The sequence below is a fragment of the Halopenitus salinus genome, from assembly GCF_042662125.1.
Lineage (GTDB): Archaea > Halobacteriota > Halobacteria > Halobacteriales > Haloferacaceae > Halopenitus > Halopenitus salinus.
The window spans coordinates 350118-368308 of the sequence record NZ_JBHSXL010000006.1; the positions used below are offsets into that span (position 1 = coordinate 350118).

General features: G+C 69.0%; 16 protein-coding genes, 1 tRNA gene and 1 pseudogene. 10 read left to right on the plus strand and 8 right to left on the minus strand.

Annotation, left to right across the window (positions count from 1 at the left end; genetic code table 11):
- Positions 1–13 precede the first annotated feature (13 nt).
- Positions 14–1105, plus strand: coding sequence for a geranylgeranyl reductase family protein (locus ACFQE9_RS07950; protein WP_379742905.1), 1092 nt, complete (start codon positions 14–16; stop codon positions 1103–1105).
- Positions 1106–1138: 33 nt separating this feature from the next.
- On the opposite strand, the gene ACFQE9_RS07955 is transcribed toward ACFQE9_RS07950, so the two are convergent.
- From ACFQE9_RS07955 to ACFQE9_RS07970, 4 genes are all read right to left on the minus strand, one after another.
- A complete protein-coding gene (locus ACFQE9_RS07955) occupies positions 1139–3106 on the minus strand; it encodes a PAS domain S-box protein (RefSeq protein ID WP_379742908.1) in 1968 nt (655 codons plus the stop codon).
- 4 nt (positions 3107–3110) lie between these two features.
- On the minus strand, positions 3111–4613 hold the full coding sequence (locus tag ACFQE9_RS07960) for an ATPase domain-containing protein (RefSeq protein WP_379742910.1): 1503 nt from the start codon (positions 4611–4613) through the stop codon (positions 3111–3113).
- Positions 4614–4738: 125 nt separating this feature from the next.
- Positions 4739–5845 (minus strand): CAF17-like 4Fe-4S cluster assembly/insertion protein YgfZ, encoded by a 1107-nt coding sequence (gene ygfZ, locus ACFQE9_RS07965; protein WP_379742914.1) that lies wholly within the window; start codon positions 5843–5845, stop codon positions 4739–4741.
- 93 nt (positions 5846–5938) lie between these two features.
- Positions 5939–6235 carry a DUF6432 family protein gene (locus ACFQE9_RS07970; protein ID WP_379742916.1) on the minus strand — a complete coding sequence of 99 codons (297 nt, stop codon included), beginning with the start codon at positions 6233–6235 and terminating at the stop codon, positions 5939–5941.
- Between the two features lie 89 nt (positions 6236–6324).
- Between ACFQE9_RS07970 and ACFQE9_RS07975 the strand changes: the two genes are divergently transcribed.
- The gene (locus tag ACFQE9_RS07975) at positions 6325–6693 is read left to right on the plus strand and encodes a dihydroneopterin aldolase family protein (protein WP_379742918.1); all 369 of its coding nucleotides are present in this window, start codon (positions 6325–6327) and stop codon (positions 6691–6693) included.
- Positions 6694–6738: 45 nt separating this feature from the next.
- Here the strand turns inward: ACFQE9_RS07975 and ACFQE9_RS07980 are convergent, their stop codons facing one another.
- Entirely contained in the window at positions 6739–8013 is a 1275-nt protein-coding gene (locus ACFQE9_RS07980) for a lamin tail domain-containing protein (RefSeq protein WP_379742920.1), read from the minus strand.
- A 170-nt stretch (positions 8014–8183) separates the two neighbouring features.
- On the opposite strand from ACFQE9_RS07980, the gene ACFQE9_RS07985 reads away from it, so the two are divergent.
- From ACFQE9_RS07985 to ACFQE9_RS08000, 4 genes and pseudogenes are all read left to right on the plus strand, one after another.
- Positions 8184–9590: a 4Fe-4S ferredoxin N-terminal domain-containing protein gene (locus tag ACFQE9_RS07985; protein ID WP_379742923.1), complete on the plus strand. Its 1407-nt coding sequence runs from the start codon at positions 8184–8186 to the stop codon at positions 9588–9590.
- Positions 9587–10930 carry an NrfD/PsrC family molybdoenzyme membrane anchor subunit gene (gene nrfD / locus ACFQE9_RS07990; RefSeq protein ID WP_379742926.1) on the plus strand — a complete coding sequence of 448 codons (1344 nt, stop codon included), beginning with the start codon at positions 9587–9589 and terminating at the stop codon, positions 10928–10930. The genes ACFQE9_RS07985 and nrfD overlap by 4 nt, the downstream gene beginning before the upstream one ends.
- A 38-nt stretch (positions 10931–10968) precedes the next feature.
- Positions 10969–11166, plus strand: a pseudogene (locus ACFQE9_RS07995) (hypothetical protein); the annotation flags it as partial.
- A gap of 141 nt (positions 11167–11307) precedes the next feature.
- Positions 11308–12567 (plus strand): Mrp/NBP35 family ATP-binding protein, encoded by a 1260-nt coding sequence (locus ACFQE9_RS08000; protein WP_379742929.1) that lies wholly within the window; start codon positions 11308–11310, stop codon positions 12565–12567.
- A gap of 6 nt (positions 12568–12573) precedes the next feature.
- Here ACFQE9_RS08000 and ACFQE9_RS08005 read toward each other — a convergent pair whose 3' ends face one another.
- Positions 12574–13017 (minus strand): hypothetical protein, encoded by a 444-nt coding sequence (locus ACFQE9_RS08005; RefSeq protein WP_379742932.1) that lies wholly within the window; start codon positions 13015–13017, stop codon positions 12574–12576.
- A gap of 209 nt (positions 13018–13226) precedes the next feature.
- Between ACFQE9_RS08005 and ACFQE9_RS08010 the strand changes: the two genes are divergently transcribed.
- Entirely contained in the window at positions 13227–13670 is a 444-nt protein-coding gene (locus ACFQE9_RS08010; RefSeq protein WP_379742935.1) for an acyl-CoA thioesterase, read from the plus strand.
- Between the two features lie 220 nt (positions 13671–13890).
- On the opposite strand, the gene ACFQE9_RS08015 is transcribed toward ACFQE9_RS08010, so the two are convergent.
- A tRNA-Val gene (locus tag ACFQE9_RS08015) sits at positions 13891–13964 on the minus strand.
- Positions 13965–14025: 61 nt separating this feature from the next.
- Here ACFQE9_RS08015 and ACFQE9_RS08020 point away from each other — a divergent pair.
- From ACFQE9_RS08020 to ACFQE9_RS08030, 3 genes are all read left to right on the plus strand, one after another.
- Positions 14026–14490, plus strand: coding sequence for a DUF192 domain-containing protein (locus ACFQE9_RS08020; protein ID WP_379742938.1), 465 nt, complete (start codon positions 14026–14028; stop codon positions 14488–14490).
- 73 nt (positions 14491–14563) lie between these two features.
- Positions 14564–16534, plus strand: a complete 1971-nt coding sequence (locus tag ACFQE9_RS08025; RefSeq protein ID WP_379742941.1) for an ABC transporter ATP-binding protein — start codon at positions 14564–14566, stop codon at positions 16532–16534.
- Between the two features lie 135 nt (positions 16535–16669).
- On the plus strand, positions 16670–17467 hold the full coding sequence (locus ACFQE9_RS08030; protein WP_379742944.1) for a creatininase family protein: 798 nt from the start codon (positions 16670–16672) through the stop codon (positions 17465–17467).
- A gap of 88 nt (positions 17468–17555) precedes the next feature.
- Here the strand turns inward: ACFQE9_RS08030 and ACFQE9_RS08035 are convergent, their stop codons facing one another.
- On the minus strand, positions 17556–18038 hold the full coding sequence (locus ACFQE9_RS08035; protein ID WP_379742947.1) for a DUF5790 family protein: 483 nt from the start codon (positions 18036–18038) through the stop codon (positions 17556–17558).
- Between the last annotated feature and the right edge of the window lie 153 nt (positions 18039–18191).

Below are 18191 nucleotides of genomic sequence, written 5' to 3' on the forward strand. Positions count from 1 at the left end.
CTCCCGTTCTGACATGTACGACTTCGCCGTGGTCGGCGTCGGCCCCGCCGGCGCGCGGTTCGCTCGCCGGGCCGCCGAGGCCGGCCACGACGTCGTCGCCCTCGAGAAGGGCGAGGTCGGTACCCCGCTCGCGTGTTCCGGCCACGTCTCCACGGACATCTGGGAGTACGTCCCGGACGACGCGAAGCCGAATCTCCGACAGAACCGCGTCCGCGGCGCGCGGTTTCACGTCGGCGGTCCGGGGTCGCGTTCGTATCCCTTCTACAAGCGCGAGGCGGTCTCGAACGTGATCGACCGCGTCGAGCTCGATCGCACCCTCTCCGATTGCGCCCGCGAGGCCGGCGCGGACGTCCGGGAGGGCCACACCGTCACGGGGATCGACGAGCGCGCCGACCGGGTCGTCCTCGAGGTCTCGGTCGCCGAGAGCGCGGGGGGCGGCACCGAGACGATCGAGGCCCGGATGGTCGCCGGCTGTGACGGTCCCGTCTCGCGCGTGCGGCGATCGCTCGATCTGCCGGAGCCCGAGGAGACGCTCCACGGCGTGCTCGCGTTCGACTCGGAGCCGGACGACGGCGACTTCGTCGACGTCCACCTCACGGCTCCGAGATTCTTCGCGTGGCGGATCCCCCGCGGGAACGCCGGGGTCGAGTACGGCCTCGCGGCGCCCCCGAGCGCGGACGTGACGGACATGTTCGACGCCCTCACCGACGCCTACGGCGTCGAGACCGACCGCTTCTGCTCGGGAGCGATCCCGATCGGCCCGCCGGGGACGGTCACGAGCGATCGCGCGTTCCTGATCGGCGACGCGGCCGCCCAGACGAAGCCGTTCACCGGCGGCGGGATCCTCTACGGGATGACCGCCGCGGACGCCGCCGCAGACCGGATCGAACCGGACGACCCGACGACGCTCGCCGACTACGAGTCGGCCTGGCGCGATCGGCTCGCGCGTGAGATCCGGCTCGGCAAGCTGGTCCGCGCCTGCTACTCGCTTCCCGAACCGGTCCAGCACGTCGGGCTCCGCGCGCTCTCCGGGGAGATCGGCGTCCACATGGATCGGCCCTCCTCGTTCTTCTCCCGCGAGCAGTTCCGCCGACTCCTTCGGTAGGGAAGGTGTGGAGCCAACTGGCAGCCCCGCGTCCTATTCGATCGCGGAGGCGTCGGACTCCTCGACGATCGGAACGTGAAGCGTGACGATCGAGCCGCGTGGTTCGTTCGGGACGTAGGAGACTGCTCCGTCGATCGCCTCGACGGCCCAGCGGACGAGCCAGAGACCCATCCCCGAGTCGTGGTCGGTCGGCGTCTCCGCGGTTCCCTCGAGGGCGTTTCGCTCGCCGACCGGGATCCCGGGACCGTCGTCGACGACGTGGACGAGCACGTCATCGCCCGCCCGTTCGAGGAGCACCTCGATCGTCGCATCCGCGCCGGCGTGCTCGATGGCGTTCGAGAGGAGCTCCTCGATCGCGAGTTTCAGGCTTCCGTTCGATCGCACCGCCGCGGTCCGGAGATCGCAGTCGATGTGAACGTCGGGTTGTCGTTCCTCGACGGCGTCCACCACCTCCGTGATCAGGTGGTCGATCCGGACCTGTTCGGCCACGTCGGCGTTCCGCATCGCCGAGCGAAACCGTCGAGCGGCGTCGGCAAGCGAGATGAGGCTGTCCGCCGCCCGGGTGATCGCCGCCGCGTGTTCCGCGGGATCGCCGTTTCCGGCCCCGATCTCCGCCGCGTGGCCCGTGACGAGGTTGAGCCGGTTGCGCAGGTCGTGGCGAAGCACCCGATCGAGCACCGCCAGGCGCTGTTCGCGCTCGTGGCGGTCGCTGACGTCGCGTTGGAACCCGAGGAAGTACTCCACCTCGCCGTCGTCGCCCTCGATCGGCGTGATGTCGAGCTGGTTGTGCCACTCCGTACCGTCGGGCCGGCCGTTTCGGATCTCCACGGAGACCGGCTCGCCGGCGTCGATCGCTTCCCGCAGTCGGTCGACCGTCTCCGGGTCGGTGTTCTCCGTCTGCAGGACCCGCGGGTTTCGGCCGAGCAGTTCGTCGCGGGAGTAGCCGGTGAGACGCTCGAACTCGTCGTTGACGTAGATGAGCGGGTTGTCCGGAAGCGAGGGATTCGTGATCGAGATGCCGACCGTCGCGGCGTCCATCGCCCGCCTGTACAGCTTGAGCTGCTCCTCGCGTGCCTGACGCCGCGAGATGTCGTGGGCGAGTATCTGGACGGTGTCGCCGCCCTCGTCGTCGATCCGGGCGATGGCGAGTTCGGCCGGGATCGCGTACTCGTTTCGCCGGAGGGAAGCGTCGACGAACTCGATGGCGGCACCCGGCGCCACCGACTCCACGATCGAGGCGACCCGATCGCGGTCCGCCTCGTCGACGAATGACACGAACCGTTCGCCCTGGACGTCGCCGTCTCGAACGCCGAGCGTCCGCTCCCCGGCTGCGTTCACGTACTCGATCCGGCCGTCGCGGACCAGAAACACCGCCGCCGGCGTGTGCTCGAGGAGCCGCCGGTACCGCTCGCGACTCCCCGCGAGCTCCCGCGAGAGCCGGCGCGTCCGGAGTGCGCCCTCGAGGCGCCGCTTCAGGATCGGCGTTCGAAGCGGGGTCGAGACCACGTCGGTGACGACCGCGGCCAGCTCCGCGGGCAGGGCGGCGAGCGCCTCGCCGGTGTCCTCGGAGGTGAGAAGCAGCGTCGGAAGCAGCACGCTCGAACGGCGCTGCCGCTCCGTGAGGACGTCGGCGACCTCCCCGAGCGTCCGGCGATCGACGATACACAGATCGAACCGCGCCGCCTCCATCTCGGCCGAGCCGAGCCGAACCGGTTCGTACCCGCGCTCCTCGAGCCAGGAGACGAGAAGCCGCTCGTGCCCCTCGCGGGTCAGACAATACGCGATCCGGGTACGGGGGTCGCGGCCGTCGTTCTCCTCGCGCTCTCCGAGCGTCACGCCCCCGTCGACGGCATCGACCGCCGGACGAGCGATCCACGGGGACTCGGAGGGATCGCCTCGCCGTTGGATGGGGTCGTCCGGACGGCGATTGCGACCCGACGGACCCCCGGCTGGTGCCGTCTCGTCGCCCCCCGATCCGTTCGACGCCTCGTGGTTGCTCATGTGCTCAGGTCGGTCGGTTACCCTCGGCGTCGACGTCGGTCTCCCCAACGGTGCCGGTCCGCTCCTCGTGGACGAACTCGGGCGTGCCCGTGAGGATGCCACGCAGTCCCGAAAGCGGTTCCCCGAGAACGAGCCCGTCGTTCGTGATCTCGAACTCGCGGAGCGTCCGCTCGAAGTCGCTCGCGCGTTTCTTCAACACGCCGGCGGCCTTCCGCAGCTCGCCCGACACCTCGATGTAGCGCAAAAAGAGGATGTTGTCGGCGAGGTAGCTGATCTTCGAGCTCGTCGGCGTGAACTCGCCGGTCACGGTCCCGACGTCGTCGACGAGGATCACGGTGACGCCCATGTTCCGCAGGTACCGACAGAGCGCGTGCAGCTCGCGGACGAGGTCGTCCGACTCCCCGCGAAGCGAGAGGCGATACCCCGAGATCCCGTCGAGCATCACGACGCGCGCGTCCCGCTCTTCGACCTCCGTTCGCACCTGCGCCGCGAACTCGTCGGGCGAGACGGAAAGCGGCTCGATCTCCTCGATCGCGAGCGACCCCTCGTCGATCATCTCGTCGATCGGGACGCCGATCGACCGCGAGCGGTGGAGGAAGGTGGCCATCGACTCCTCGAACATGTAGATCGCCGACCGCTCCCCGCGTGCGGCCGCCTCCTTCATGAAGTGGGACCCGGTCGTCGTCTTGCCGACGCCGCTGGGGCCCGAGATCACGGAGACCGTACCGCGCTCGATCCCGCCCGAGAGGAGCGCGTCGAGCTCCGAAACGCCCGACGAGACGGTTTCGGCGGTGAACTCCCTCGAGTGGATCTCCGGGGCGAGACGGGGGTAGACGCACATCCCCTCGTCCGTGATTCGCACCGTGTGCGCGCCCGATTGGAAGTCGGAGCCACGGAACTTCGTCACCTCGATCGTCCGGCCCGTCTCGGCGTACGAGAGCCGAACGCTGCCGTCACAGAGGTACTCCAGGTCGTCTACGGACCGGTTCGGCGTCGACTGGGTCGTAAAGAGGACCGTCGCCCCCGCGTCGGTCAGATACTGCATGAACGCGGTGGCCTCGCGTCTGAACGCCCGGTCGTCGCTGACGAGCTGGCGGAACTGGGTGAGCGGATCGACGAAGACGCGGTCGGGATCTGTCCGATCGACCGCGTCCTCGATCTCCTCGGCCACGCGCCCCGCCTCGGTCTCCTCCGGGCCGAACAGCCCGTAGGTGCGTTCCTCCGTGAACGCGTCGTCGTCGGGGGTCAGATCGAGGAACTCGACGTCCGAGAGGTCGAACCCGAGGGAGGACGCGTTCTCGCGGAGCCGGTCGGTCGGCTCCTCGAAGTTCACGAACAGCGTCGACTCGTCGGCCTCGGCACCGCTGGTCAGAAAGTGGAGTCCGAGGATGGTCTTACCCGTGCCCGGACCGCCGCGAAGCATGTAGGAACGTCCCGTTCGGAGTCCCCCCGAGAGCACTCGATCGAGCCCGTCGATCCCCGTCTCCACCCGCGAAGATGCAGACATCCGGTAGACACACGGGATCCAGGATAATCAATATACCCCTCCGGAGCGGCGTCCGACGGACCTCATTCGGCCGGAGCGGCGATCGGCGCGATCTCACTCGATCGAGAACGCCGATCGGCCCGCCCTCACTCGGGATAGCTCGGGAGTCGCGCCGATTCGGCGCTTCCCGCCTCGAAGAGAAGTTCGACCCGTGTCGCCGGGACGTCGTCACCGTCGGCGCGAACGGAGAGCGATGACCCGGGAGCGGTCGCGTCGTACTCCACGTATCCGAGGGCGATCGGCCCACCGCTCGTCGGGCTCTCGACCACGCGCGTGAGCTCGCCGATCGCCGCGTCCCCGTCGACGATCGCGGCGCCCGTGGTCGGGCGGGCGGCGGCGTCTCCGGGGAGGGAAACGCCGATCAGCCGGCGGCTCGGCCGCCCCTGGTTCTCGACGCGGGAGACGACCTCCTGGCCGACGTAACAGCCCTTGTCGAAGTCGAGCGCGTTGCGGATCCCTGCCACGTTCGGAACCCGACCCGCCAGCTCGTACTCGAAGAGCGGCGTGCCGGCCTCCGCGCTCAACGCGTCCCAGGTCCGGTAGCCGAACGGGGCCGCGTTCAGCCCCCGAGTGAGGAGGGTGTCGAACACGCGGGGGGCGTCCTCGGCGGCACAGACGACCTCGTAGCCCTCCTCGCCGAGCGGGGCGTCGCTCGCGACCACGGTCACGCCGGAGTCGACCATCGTCCCTCGAACGAACGAGAGCGCGGGCTCGGGCGAACCCGCGCCGTTGAGCACCGAGGCGATCTTCTCCGTCGCCGTGGGGCCGTGAACGCCGAAGACGCCGAACTCCTCGGAGGCGTCGCGAACCTCGACGTCCTGGATGAACACCTTCCCGAGCCAGTCGTCGACGAGGGGGGCGACCCGGTCCGGCGGGGTGAACACGAGCAGTCGCTCCCCGGCGTTGTAGACGTACATGTCCGTCTCGATCCCGCCCTGCGGGTCGAGCAACAGCGCGTAGACCCCCTCGCCGTCCGACTCGGGGACGCGGTTCGAGACCGCGTTGTCGACGAACTCGACGCGGTCGTCCCCGCTCACGACCGCGATCCCGTAACCCATCTCGATCGCCCCGACCCCGTTTCGGACCGCACGCCCGACGCTATGGGGACGACCGTAGTGGTCGACGACCTCCCGTCCGCCGCGCTCGACGAAGGTGGCCCCGTGGTCGGCGTGCGCGTCACTGACCAGCGTCATACCGATCCGGAGTCGCGGCAGAGACAAAAGCCCGCTGGATGCGACGACGATCCGACGAATCGGGAGCCGGCGGGCCGAGAACCGGGGACGGGCTCACAGCCCGAGCTTCGATCGGATGCGCTCCACCAGTCCGTGCTCGTCGTGATCCTCCGTCGGGTCGGGAACGACGCGGTCGTGGGGATACATCCGCAGGCGAGTCTCGGCCTGATCGACGGTGATCAGCCCGTCGTCCTTCAGGTTGCTCAACGCCTCCTCGATCCGGTCGATGTCGGCGTCGACGGCGGCGCGAAGCTCGAAGACGGTCATTCCCTCATCGCCACGATCGACGAGCGCATCGAGGATCTCCACCTCCACCTCCGGCCGGTCGCGATACGCCGACTTCGCTGCCATACCGGACCCACGGTCGGATCCGGTTTACGTGTACCGGCGATTCACCCCGATCGGCGGCTATAACCTCCCGGCGATCCACCCTCCGGGACATGCCCACGGACGCCCACGCCGGGGACGCGCCGACCGACGCCCAGGAGGCCTGCTTCGAGGCCGGGATCAAGTTCGGATCGCTCTACCACCAGTTCGCGGGCACGCCAGTGAGCCCCGCGAGCACGCGCAGCCTCGAGCGCGGGATGGCCGAGGCGATAGAGAACCAGCCCTACTGCGAGTCGGTGACCGTCACGATCCACGACGACCGCGTCCACGAGGCGATCGACCACGAGAACGGCTACACCGAACTCACGGGGTCGCTCATGGACGTCTCGATGCGGATCGTCCGCGATGACGTCGTCGTCCGAACCCGCATGGAGATGGCGGACGGCTACCCGCTCATGCGGCTCGTCGACGTCGAGGCGTGAGAAGGCGGAGAGGTGGTCCCGGAGAGCCGACCTCGAGGACGGCCGTCAATACGCGTACTCGATGCGGGTCGTGCCGTCCGCGGACCGGACGATCACGGTGTCGCCGTCGTTGTTCCAGACCGCGCGATCCGAACCCCAGTACAGCTCCGTGTCGGTGTCGGCCCCGTCGCCCGTGTAGACGGTCACGTGGTCGCCGGGTTCGAGTTCGAACCCGTCCGGGAACGAGTACGCGTTTCCGGCCGCATCCGAGAGGGTCCACCCGCCCAACGCGATCGGGTCCGTCCCGCGGTTCTCGAGGGTCACGTACTCGCCGTTGCGGTTCTCGTGGTCGTTCCCCTCCGCGTCGGCGTGGATCGCGACGACCGCGAGCCCGCCCTCGCTCGTGGCTCCCGCTCCATCAACGACGCGCCCGCCGTCGGTCCAGGCGCCCTCCTCGTAGCCCCACGCCCCGACCCCGTCCTCCCTCGCCGCCGTCTCCGCCGATCGGTAGGCTGACCGCCGCTCGAACTCGCTCTCGTAGAGGCGCGCGTATCCCTCGTCGATCAGCCGCCGGTTGAACGACGTCCGGGCCGACTCGTTTCGGTAGACGTAGACGAGCAGCCGGTCGTAGCTGCCGCGGTAGTCGGCGGTCGGATCCGTCTCGACGTAGACGTCCTCGCCCGCGAGCCGCGTTTCTGCGTGGACGCTCGCTCGATCGCCCCACGCCGCGAGCCAGGTGCGGCCCGCCTCGTCGTCGGGGATCCCCTCCCACTCGGCGGGATCGACGTTCCCGTCGCCGACCTCGGGCGTGTCGACCCCGAGGAGCCGGATCGTGTCCCGCGAGCCGTCCGGGAGTCGCACGTGCATCGTGTCGCCGTCGACGACCTCGATCACCGTCACCCGCGTCCGGTGCCCGGAGGCGACGCCGTCATCCTCGGTTCCGACGTCCGCGTTCCCGTTCCCGCTCGGGATCTCGGGCTCGCCGTCCGCGCCATCGTCGAGGAGACCGTCGGCGCCCGGGATCGACGCCGGGCCGGCCACCGCGCCGATCGCGAGGACGAGAACGGCGACGAGGAGACCGATCGCCGCGAGCGCCTCGATCTCGCCGTGGCTGGCGCGCTCGCCGCGAGTTCCACGCTCGGAACGCTCGCCGTGACTGGCACGGTTGCCACGCTCGCCGTGACTGGCGCGTTCGCCATCGCGTTCGTCGTTCGCGCCCCCCGGGAGATCGATCCGGCTCACCCGGGACGGTTCGAGCGCCACGGACCTAATCGTTGTCCACGGCCGCCGTTCGGGTTCCACTCGCGTGCCGTCGTCGATGTCGTTCCCGAGAATAGCCATGCCTGTCGGCGGCGGCGTTCCCGCGAATCACCGTCCTCCCGGCGTTCGAACATGTTTGTACCACTCGTTACTGTTTCGGAGGTTCGATCCTCGATCGATGTCCCGAACCAGACACGCGGCTTCGACGCTCCGGCGCGGAGTATCGCCGCCCGAAATCCGGGTGATCGGTCGTGGGTGAGGATTCCGGCGACGAATCCGGTCCGAGCCGTGACTCGGGACCCACCGACGAGCGCCCGGAGGCTGCCGCCGATCGAGACGACATCTACGCGCGGGAGCGCCCCGATCCGACGAGCGGCGACGCGTCGGCGGACCGAGCGGGACGCTCGAATGGCTCGGCTCCCGGCGAGGGATCGTCGGTTCCCTCGAAGGCGGAGGCGGAGCGGATGCTCGCGGACGTCGACTACGACGCCGAGCTGGGCGCGGCGATGGCCGAGGACGCCCAGCGCGTCGTGGCCGGCGAGCTCTCGGAGGCCGAGTTCCACGAGCGCTACCACGAGGCAGTCCTCGAGGAGTTCGGACGCGACGCTCGCGAACTCCCCGAGATCCGAGCGGACATGGATGACGAGGTCGTCGTCGACGCCGACGACGAGGAGGGGCTGCGCGAGACGCTCGCGGACATCGCCGACGGCGAGGACCTCTCGCGACGCGAGGTGATGACGAAGGGCGGCGCGGCCGCCATGGCGCTCAGCGTCCTCGCGGGGTCGGGCTCGGAATCCGACCCGCCGGCGGCGACGAGCGATTCCGGCGGCGACGAGGACAAAACCCGCTGGGGGATGGTGATCAACCTCAACAACTGCGACGGGTGTCTCTCCTGTATGGTCGCCTGCGACCAGGAGCACAACCTCTCGCGCGGGTCGAACTGGATGTACGTCATGGCCTACGAGGACGAGCATCAGGCCGGCGAGGAGAACTTCCTCGTTCGCACCTGCCAGCACTGTACCGACTCGCCGTGTACGAAGGTGTGTCCGGTCGGCGCCCGCCACACCCGCGAGGAGGACGGCCTCGTACTCACCGACTACGACATCTGCATCGGCTGTCGCTACTGCGAGGTGTCGTGTCCCTACGGGGTCAACTACTTCCAGTGGGGCGAGCCGGACGTTCCCGAGTCGGAGATCGACGACGACCACCAGATCGACGACCGGGGTCGGTGGGTCGGCTCGCGCCCGCCGGAGGGCGTGATGGGCAAGTGCACCTTCTGTGTCGACAGACAGGACGGCCAGATGGGAGAGGAGAAGGTCGGCACCACCGCCTGCGAGGAGGCCTGTACGATGGACGCGATCCACTTCGGCGACCTGAACGACCCGGAGAGCCCCCCGAACCAGCACTTCGAGGAGTACGTCGACGGCCAGGAGAACGATCTGTCGGAGTTCCCTGAACGCAAGGAACACACGGTCTCGTCCTTCCAGCTCCTCGAGGAGCGCGGTACCGACCCCAACGTCACGTTCATCGGCAACGAGCCCTCCCAGGACGCAGAACAGGTCGAGGGTCCCGTCACCTACGAGGAGATGGGCCTCGTCGACGACCGCAAGGAGGTCCTCGATCGGGGCGCCGCGGCCGCGGGAGGTGAGAGCGCGTGAGCACCGACGACGCCGGCGTCGACGTGACGGCCGTCTCCCGTGAGACGCTCGTGCGTCCGATCACCACGGTCACGCCGCGGTACGCGCTCGCGTTCCTCGCCGCGCTCGCCGCCATCGGCGTCTGGGTCGCCTTCTACCTCCAGCAGCTTCGCCACGGGCTCATCGTCACCAACCTCGCGGACTGGGGCTCCGGCGGCGGGGTGCCCTGGGGGCTGTACATCGGCGCGTTCATCTGGTGGGTCGGCATCGCCCACGGCGGGATCATCCTCTCCGCGGCCGTCCGGCTGCTCGGCATGGACACCTATCAGCCGGTCGCTCGCCTGGCCGAGCTGTTGACGATCGCCGCGTTGACCTGCGCCGGGCTGTTCATCCTCATCCACGTCGGGCGGCCGGACCGGCTCGTCACGAGCGTCGTCCCCGCCTGGCCGACCCGCGTCCAGTGGTCGCCGCTGATGTGGGACGTCACGGTCATCACCGCCTACTTCGTGTTGACCGCGACCTACCTCCTGTTGACCATCCGCTACGACCTCCATCGGCTTCGCGACCGCCTCCCCGACCGGTTCGCGCCGATCTACGCGCTGTTGCTCGTCGGCTACTCCGAGCGCGAGGACGCGGTTGTCGAGCGGATGGTCTGGTGGATCGCCTTCGCGATCATCATCATGGCGCCGCTTCTGTTGCACGGCGGGGTCATCCCCTGGCTGTTCGCGCTGTTGCCCTCGATGGCAGGCTGGGCCGGCGGCGTCCAGGGACCGTCGTTCCTCTCCATCGCGTTGACCTCCGCGGTCAGCGGGATCGTCATCATCGCCGCGGCGTTCCGATACGCCTACGGCTGGGAGGAGCTCATCCCCGACGCCGTCTTCGTCGGGCTCGGCAAGTGGCTCGGCTTCTTCAGCCTCATGTTCCTGTGGCTCCAGCTCCAGCAGGTCATCACCGGGATCTTCGCCGCGCCGACCACCCTCCAGCACGCGACCGAGGTCAAGATCGCGACGCCGCTCTACTGGGTCGCGATCGTCCTCGTCGCGCTCGCGATGGTGTACGTCTTCGCGGCCTCGCTGCGTCCCTCGCTCTTTTCGATCCCCGTCCTCGTCGCGCTCTCCGGCGGCGTGTTGGCGGGTACGCTGATCGAGAAGGTGCTCTTCGTCGTCGAGGGGCTGATGCACGCGCACTTCCAGCTGTATTCGGGCGTGCCCGGGACCTACACGCCCTCGGCCGTCGAGCTGTCGGCGCTGCTCGGCACGATCGGGATCGTGGCGGCGTTCTTCCTCGTCGTCTCGAAGGTGATCCCGGTGGTCGAGCTGCACGCCATCGAGTCCGACCACGAGGAGGTGGACGCGCGATGACCGTCCCGCTCGCCAGCTCGGCCGGCTACGCGCTCCCGTTCGTCGGTCCCGGCACCTACCTCATCTTCGGGATCGTCTTGTTGCCCGTCTACGTGATGGTGATCGCGTGGTTCCTCGGCGACCCCCGCGACGCGGAGACGGGGCTCCTCGGGGTCGGCTACCTCGTCGGGCTCACCACCGCGCTGTGGGGCGGGCTGTTCCTCGCGACGCTGGCCATCGGATACGCGTTCTTCTGAGGCACCCTCTCCCCTCCCTACCACCTACCACGAGACCGATCGAACCGCTCACACCACTCAGACACGACCGATGCGCGCGACGCACAACCGACACGCGCGATCCACGACCAACACACGATCCACGTCCCCGACCCCAAGCCAATGACCGTCACCGAACCCGACCTGATCCACCGACTCACCGACGTGACCGACCCGATGAACGACGACGACGTCGTCTCGCTGGGACTCGTCAACGACGTCTCAATCGAGGGCGGGACCGCCGAGGTCTCGCTGGCGTTCAACGCGCCCTACTCGCCCGCCGAGATCGACGTCGGCGACGCGATCCGCGGGACGATCGAGGACGCCGGCCTCGAGCCCGAACTCTCGGCGGCGGTGGGGGCCGACCACGGCTTCGACGCGGACGTCCTGCCCGGCGTCCGCAACGTCATCGCCGTCGCCTCCGGAAAGGGCGGCGTCGGCAAGACGACCGTCGCAGCCAACCTCGCGGCGGGCCTCCACGACCGCGGCGCGCGCGTCGGCATCCTCGATGCGGACGTTCACGGGCCGAACGTCCCTCGACTGCTCCCGACCGAGAACGAGCCCGGCGTCATGCCCGACGGCGAGATCGTCCCGCCGCGTTCGGACGGCGTCATGGTGATGAGCGCGGACCACATGATGCCGAACGACGACGACCAGCCCGCGGTCCTCCGCGGCCCGATGGTGAACAACGTGATGATGAAGTTCATCACCGAGGTCCAGTGGGGCCGGCTCGACTACCTGGTCGTCGACCTGCCGCCGGGCACCGGCGACGCGTCGTTGAACCTGCTGCAGACGCTGCCGGTCGCCGGCGTGGTGATCGTGACCACGCCACAGGAGATGGCCGTGGCCGACGCCCGCAAGGGGCTTCGCCTCTTCGCCGACCACGACGCGCCGGTGCTCGGGGTCGTCGAGAACATGGCCGCCTTCCGGTGTCCCGACTGCGGGGACACCCACGAGGTCTTCGGCGACGGCGGCGCCGACGCCATCGGCGAGGACTACGACGTCCCCGTCCTCTCGCGGCTCCCCGTCCACCCCGACTTCGACACCGGGTCCCGCGACGGGCCGACGATCCGCGATCCGGAAAGCGACGTCCGCTCCGACCTCTTCGATCTCACCGACGCCGTCGCCGACCGCGTCGGCGCGATCAACCGCCGGAAGGTCGCAGAACACGTCGGCGCCCGCGAGGCCGACGGAGACGGGAGCGGTGCCGGCAAGGGGTCGGACCGCGACGGCGGCGGTCACGGGCGGGACGGCGATCACGACCGGAGCGACGATGACGGACGTGGCGGCGGCGGGCAGTATCGAAGCGGCCACGATCACGGACCCAAGGGTCACGCCTGCGGGGCTCACGGCGAGCCGTCCGCTGCGACGGGGCCGAAGTAAGGGTCGTCAACACGAGTACCACGGTTCGATCGCCCCGTCCCGGCGTAGCGTGAGTCCGATATCCGCCCGATCACACTCGAAATCGGCCGGCAGATCCGGGGCGTACCGCCACGTGCGGGAGACGCCGTCCGCCGTGAACGCGTGTACGCTCGCGGGAGTCGCCTCGATCGCACCGCACCCCGCCATCTTCTCGGGGCCAAGGGAGAACACGCGACTGAATATCATCTCCGCCTCGGCGTCCGTCACGCGGACCGCGATTTGGGCCGTCGACGACGTGTCGTTCAGGACGGTGACCTCGATCGGATCGTCGGTACGGCCGGAGTCGCGTCCCGGGAGTACGCCACTACAGCCGGCGGTCGATGCGGACGCCACGGCGCCGAGCGCGGCGAGAACCCGCCGTCGAGACGATCGGGATTCTCGGAGCGGGGCGGAGGCACGATCGGAGGGCATCGTCGATCCGGTCGGTGCTCCGGTCGAAAAACGGTACCGGACGATCGAGGACCCCGCGGGACCGGACAGGGGATCGGTACACGGATGGTGGAGAGATCGGCCGGAACACGTCACGCGAGTCGGGCTGGGGAACCGGGATGAAGACGTGGCGGGCAACCCGAGGCGAGCAACCGACACGAAACTAAGTCCCTATGGCCCGTCCGTCCGGTATGCCGACTCCATGTGAGACGTACATCGAGAACCGCGTTCGGATACAGCCCGACATGACCAACAACTACGACACCGCCCACGGCGGGGTGGTGATGAAGCTCATGGACGAGGTGGGGGCGATGTCCGCGATGCGTTTCGCCGGCGAGACGTGCGTTACAGCTCGGATATCGGGACTCGATTTTACCCGCCCGATTCCCCGGGGTGACATTGCGGTCGTCGAGGCGTGGGCGTACCGGGTGGGTCGCTCCAGCATCCGGGTGCGAGTCGTCGTCGACCGCGAGGATCCACGGACGGGCGAGCGGAAGCGGACCAGTGAGTCGTGTTTCGTCTTCGTCGCCGTCGACGAGGATGGGTCTCCAATCGAGGTTCCGGAGCTCCACAGTCCGACGGACCGGGACCGCCAACTCGAAGAGCGCGGCCGTGCGGCCGACTCGGCTGAGTGAAATGGGTGTCTCCGTGTACGCACCCTTCAAAACGGACTCGGGCGGGTTCGAACCGACCTCACAGACATGTCTATGACTCACTTCGTTCGTCCCAGAAATGGGCTCGGGCGGGTTCGAACCGGAGCAAGACGGTCGTCTCGCTTCGCTCGACGCTGCGTCTTGCAGGGTTCGAACCGCGCCCCGCCACACCTGCGGCTCACCGTTCGGTTCGCCACAGGAGTGGGCTCGGGCGGGTTCGAACCGCCGACCTCAGCCTTGTAAAGGCCGCGTCATAACCAGCTAGACCACGAGCCCGTACCGTTTCGATCGGCCCCGGAGCGGAAAACGGTTTCTTTCCGCGCCACGAAGCCCGCCCGTGAACCGCCGTCTCACCGTCGTCGGCCTGTTGCTCGTCGCCGCCGCGCTCGGCGTGCTCGCCGTCGACCTCTGGCCCGGCGACCCCGGCGAGTACGAGCGAACCACGATCGAGGTCGAGGACGGCACGACCGGGGACCGACTGGCGACCGTCGACGTCCGGATCGCCGACACCCGGGACAAACGCTACACCGGCCTCTCGGAGACCGACTCGCTCGACCCGAACGAGGGCATGCTCTTCGTCCACGACGAGGTCGGCACCCACGCCTACGTGATGCGGAACATGTCGTTCCCGCTCGACATCCTCTTCGTGGACGCCGACGGGACGATCACGACCATCCACTCCGCGGAGGCCGACTCCGACGACCGCTTCGAGGGACGCGGGAGGTACGTCCTCGAGGTCCGATACGGCTACGCGGCCGAAAACGGGATCGAGGTTGGAGATCGCGTGATCGTCGATCGATGAGCGGGAGAGGCTCGTCGAGCGACGACACCCCGAAGGGAAGCCTCTTTGCCGCGACGGCGGTAGGATCGACCGAATGAGCAGCCCCGAGCGGGAGGGCGACGATCCCTTCGAGGACCAGCGGGAGGCCGTCGAGAATCCGATGAAACGGCTGTTCCGCGAGTACGGCTGGACCTATCGACGGGACGTGGGCGTCGGGATCCTCGCGAGCGTGTTCGCGCGGCTTCTCGACCTCCTCCCGCCGTTGATGCTCGGGATCGCCGTCGACGCCATCTTCGTCACGCCCGCCCAGCGCGAGGCGGGCGAGGTCCCCGCCTTCAGCGAGCAGGTCCCGCTCGTCGTGTTGCCGGACGCGTGGCTGCCGGCCGACCAGCTCTCCCAGTTCTGGTTCACGGTCGGGGTGGTGGCCGGCGCGTTCCTCCTCGGCGCCGGGTTCCACTGGGTGCGCAACTGGGGGTTCAACTCCTTCGCCCAGCACATCCAACACGACGTCCGGACCGACACCTACGACCGGATGCAGCGGCTGAACATGACCTTCTTCGCGGACAAACAGACCGGCGAGATGATGTCGGTGCTCTCGAACGACGTCAACCGCCTCGAGCGGTTCCTCAACGACGGGATGAACTCGCTGTTCCGGCTCGCGGTGATGGTGGTCGGGATCGGCGGCGTCCTCGTCTGGATCAACCCGCAGCTCGCGGCCGTCGCCCTGCTTCCGGTGCCGATCATCGCCGTGTTCACCTACCTCTTCGTCGAGACGATCCAGCCGAAGTACGCGGACGTCCGATCGACGGTCGGAACCCTGAACTCCCGGATCGAGAACAACCTCGGCGGCATCGGCGTGATCAAGTCCGCGACCACGGAGGACTACGAGTCCGACCGCGTCGACGACGTCTCGCTCGACTACTTCGAGGCCAACTGGGACGCCATCGAGACCCGGATCAAGTTCTTCCCCGGGCTCCGGGTGATCGCCGGGGTCGGGTTCGTGATCACGTTCATCGTCGGAGGGCTGTGGGTGTTCCAGGGTCCGCCGGGGCCCTTCTCCGGCGAGCTCTCCCCGGGGATGTTCGTCGTGTTCATCCTCTACACCCAGCGGTTCATCTGGCCCATGGCGCAGTTCGGCCAGATCATCAATATGTACCAGCGCGCTCGGGCCTCGGCGGCCCGCGTCTTCGGGCTGATGGACGAGCCGGCGCGCCTCGAGGAGGACCCGGACGCGCCGGATCTGGTCGTCGACGAGGGACGCGTCGAGTACGACGACGTGACCTTCGGCTACGGCGAGGAGCCGACCGTCTCCGGGATCGACTTCACGGCGGAGGGCGGGGAGACGGTCGCGCTCGTCGGCCCGACCGGCGCCGGCAAGTCGACCCTCCTCAGGCTCCTGCTCCGGATGTACGACGTCGACGACGGCGCGATCCGGATCGACGGCCAGGACGTCCGGGACGTCACCCTCCCCTCGCTGCGGCGGTCGATCGGGTACGTCGGCCAGTCGTCGTACCTCTTTTACGGCACCGTTCGCGAGAACATCACCTACGGCACCTTCGAGGCGAGCGACGAGGCGGTGATCGAGGCGGCGAAGGCCGCCGAGGCCCACGGGTTCATCGAGAACCTGCCGGACGGCTACGACACGATGGTCGGCGAGCGCGGCGTGAAGCTCTCGGGCGGCCAGCGCCAGCGGCTCACGATCGCCCGCGCCGTTCTGGCCGACCCGGAGATCCTCGTCCTCGACGAGGCCACCTCCGACGTGGACACGGAGACGGAGATGCTCATCCAGCGCTCGCTCGACCGGCTGACGACCGACCGCACCACGTTCGCGATCGCCCACCGGCTCTCGACGATCAAGGACGCCGATACGATCCTCGTCCTGGAGGGCGGCGAGATCGTCGAACGCGGCACCCACGAGGAACTGATCGCGAACGAGGGGCTGTACGCGAACCTCTGGGGCGTCCAGGCCGGCGAGATCGAGGAGCTTCCCCGGGAGTTCGTCGAACGCGCGGCCGAGCGGACCGCCGCGATCGACGCCGAGCCCGAGCCCGATCTCGACGACTGAGAGGCCGAACTCGACGACAGAGAGGTCGAATCCGGCGACGGAGCGACGCCGTCGGTGTGAGGAACGTCTCCCACGGAGACGACCGCCGGCTCGAATGACCGCCGGCTATACGGTCCACGGCGCCGGAGAGGGCGTATGCACCTCTCGGAGGCCACCTGGACCGACGTTCGCGACGCCGCGATAGACGCGGCGGTGATCCCGGTCGGCAGCACCGAACAGCACGGCCCCCACGCGCCGCTCGGAACGGACGCCCTCGCCGCGACGGCCGTGGCGAGCGAGGCCGCGGACGTCTACGGAACGCCCAACGACGGGAGCGCGGAGGGGAGCCACGGCGAGCTGCTCGTCGCGCCCACGGTCCCGGTCGGGGTCGCGGAGGAACACCGGGCGTTCGACGGGACGCTCTGGGTGAGCCCGGACACGTTCCGGGCGTACGTCCGCGAGACCGCGGAGTCGCTCGTCCACCACGGGATCGACCGGATCGTCCTCGCGAACGGCCACGGGGGAAACGTCGACGCGCTCGCGGAGGTCGCCCGGCGGTTCTCGCGCGATCCGTCCCACGGAGGCTACGCGGTCGCGTTCACCTGGTTCGAGTCCGTGGGCGAACAGGCGAGCGACATGGGCCACGGCGGGCCGCTCGAGACGGCGCTCCTGCGTGCGACACACCCCGACCTCGTCCGAGAGGATCGGATCGAGGCGGCCGCCGCCGGCGCGGCCGAGCGGTGGGGCGAGTGGGTCGCCGGCGTGAACCTCGCACACGACTCCGCGGAGTTCGCCGAAAACGGCGTGGTGGGCGACCCGCGCGAGGGGGACCGCGAGCGCGGCGAGACGCTCCTCGAACTCGCGAGCGAATCGCTTTCGGAGCTCGCAGCGGCGGTCAGCGATCGCGAGATTGAGAGGAGAAAGGGGGACGGAAGCGACGGACGAACCGAATGAAGGATGCGGACGAGCCGAGTGAAGGGATACGGATAAGCGGGCGGGGCGGCCGGACGTGGATGGGGAGGCGAGGGAGCCGAACGTGGATTCACTCGGCTTCCGCTTCGGTCTCGGCATCGGCGTCGGTCTCCGATCCCTCCTCCGTGTCCTCCGCCTCCGCACCGTCCCCGGAATCCGCCGCCTCGTGGGCGTCCTGAAGCGTCCCGCGGATCGCCGGAACCGTCCCGGTGAGGTCGCCGACGTCGGCCGCCGCGGACTCGAGGTCCTCGATCAGCTCCGCGAGGTCGTCGATCGCGGCCTCCAGGTCATCGGCGTCCTCGAAGGCGTCGGCGCGCTCGCCGAGGACGAAGGCCTTCCTCGCCTGGCGGAGGTGGTCCGCCGCGTCCCCGGCGTCCATCGCGGACTTGAGGCCGTTGAGGACGCCGAGGACGTTTTCGGCCTCCGTCTCCCAGACCGCCTCCGGATCGGGCAGCTCGTCGCGTGCCGCCTCCAGGTGCGTTTCGACCTCCTCGCGCGTCTCGGCGGCCGCCTCGCCGAACAGGTCGTCGTCGTCGAACGTCGCTTGACTCATACGTACTACCTCGCTCCGCCGCGATTTAAAAGCGACCCCGAAAGCGAAAGTGAAACACGCACCGGTAGCCCCTCTCCCCGTCCCCTAACCGACCTCCCGGATCCAGTTTCGCTCCGATCGAGATCCGATCGACGCGTCGATCCGGAACCGAAC